The organism is Streptomyces sp. NPDC059853 (assembly GCF_042731495.1).
GTDB lineage: Bacteria > Actinomycetota > Actinomycetes > Streptomycetales > Streptomycetaceae > Streptomyces.
The window spans coordinates 1-1,687 of sequence record NZ_JBHWJL010000537.1 but is presented as its reverse complement, the minus strand read 5'-3'; the positions used below and the strand labels follow the sequence as shown (position 1 = coordinate 1,687).

General features: G+C 79.7%; 2 protein-coding genes. Both read right to left on the bottom strand.

Features of this window, described 5'->3' with window-relative positions:
• Positions 1-572 (bottom strand): glycosyltransferase family 9 protein (locus ACFV5N_RS27675; RefSeq protein ID WP_385605241.1); only part of this gene is annotated, 572 nt, incomplete at its 3' end.
• On the bottom strand, positions 569-1,687 hold a 1,119-nt coding region (locus ACFV5N_RS27670; RefSeq protein WP_385605238.1), incomplete at its 5' end, for a PfkB family carbohydrate kinase. The genes ACFV5N_RS27670 and ACFV5N_RS27675, both read right to left, overlap by 4 nt.

Genomic DNA, 1,687 nt, shown 5'->3' with positions numbered 1-1,687 from the left:
GCGCTCACCACCCACGGGCGCGGGGCCAGCGCGGCGGCCACGGCGGCGAACCGCTCGGCGGGCCAGCGCCGGGCCGCCGCCTCGGCGCCCGGGTGGACGAGGACGGCGCCGGGCGCGGGGCTGGGGGCGGCCGGCGGGGTGATGGCGAGGTCCGCCGGGTCGGCGTTCATGCCGTGGCCGCGCAGCAGCCGGCACCAGCGTTCGCGTTCGTGCTCGGCGGGCCGCCACTCGGGGGCGGCCGCGCCGGCGTAGCCGATGAGGCGGCGCGGGCCGAGCGCGGCCAGGGGTCGCAGGCTCTGCGGTCCGCAGCCGTGCAGGTCCACGGCGAGGGCGGGGGCCGGGCCGTGCCAGGGGATCGCGGGCGGGACCGCGCGGCCGGGGGCCCGGGCGGGGACGAGCCCGTCCACGGCGCCGGTGGCCGCGACGGCGCCGGCCAGCCCGGGGGGCGCGGCCAGCAGCAGCCGGGCGGCCGGGTGGGTGCGCCGCAGGGCGCGCAGTGCCGGGACCGCCGTGAGCAGATCGCCGAGGCCGAGGGCGCGCAGGACGACGATGCGTTCCGGCTGCGGGCTCACGTCCGGGAGCCGGCCGCCCGGCGGGCCAGGTCCGTGGTGGAGCGCCCTTCCAGGTAGGGCAGGACGAGGGTCTGGCCGTTCCATTCCCGCAGTTGCCCGGCCTCGGGCAGGTCGCGCACGCTGTAGTCGCCGCCCTTGACCCAGATGTCCGGCCGCAGCCGCTGGAGGAGGGCCTGCGGGGTGTCCTCGCCGAATTCGGCGACCGCGTCCACGCAGGCGAGTCCGGCCAGCACCCGTATCCGGTCGGCGGCGGCGTTGAGCGGCCGGCCGGGGCCCTTGAGGCGGCGGACGGAGGCGTCGGAGTTGACGCACACGATGAGCAGGTCGCCGGTGCGGCGCGCGTTCTCCAGGAACTGGACGTGTCCGGCGTGCAGCAGGTCGAAGCAGCCGCCGGCCGCGACGACCGTGCCGCCGCGCGAGCGCACCGCGTTCGCCAGGGCCAGGATGTCCTCCAGCCGGTGCGGCTTGTCCGGGCGCGGGCCGGACGGGCCGCGCACCGAGGGGTTTCTGCCGGTGTGCCAGATGGCGTGCTCGCCGGTGCCGCCGGAGGCGACGAAGGAGGCGGCGGCCTCGGTCGCGGCGCCGGCCGCTTCGGGCGGCAGTCCGCCGTCGGCCAGGACGGCCGCCGCCGTCGCGGCGAAGCAGTCGCCGGCGCCGCACGGGTCGCCGTCGCCGCGCGACACCACCGGGATGTAGAGCGGGTCGTCGCACCGGGGGCGGGTGAGGACGGCGCCCCGGGCGCCGAGGGTCACCGCGACGGAGGCGCACTGCCAGCGTTCGGCCAGCAGCGCGCCGCGCCGGGCGTGGGCGCGCAGCGAGTCGTCCGCGTCCTCCACCGAGCCGGACCGGTCCGCGCCGTGCCGCCGCAGGAACCAGCGGGCCTCGCGTTCGTTGGGGGTGACCATGCGCAGCCCGGGGATGGGCCGGGATCCCTGCGGGTGCGGGTCCCACAGCACCGGGGCGCGCTGGGCGGCCCGCTGCACGGCGGAGCGTACGGCGGCGACGGCGCCCCGGCCGTAGTCGGCCACCAGGATGGTCCCGGCTTCCTCCAGGGCGCGCAGCACCCGGGCGCCGGGGGCGCCGGTCCGGCCGCCGCCGTGGTCCATGCGCATCAG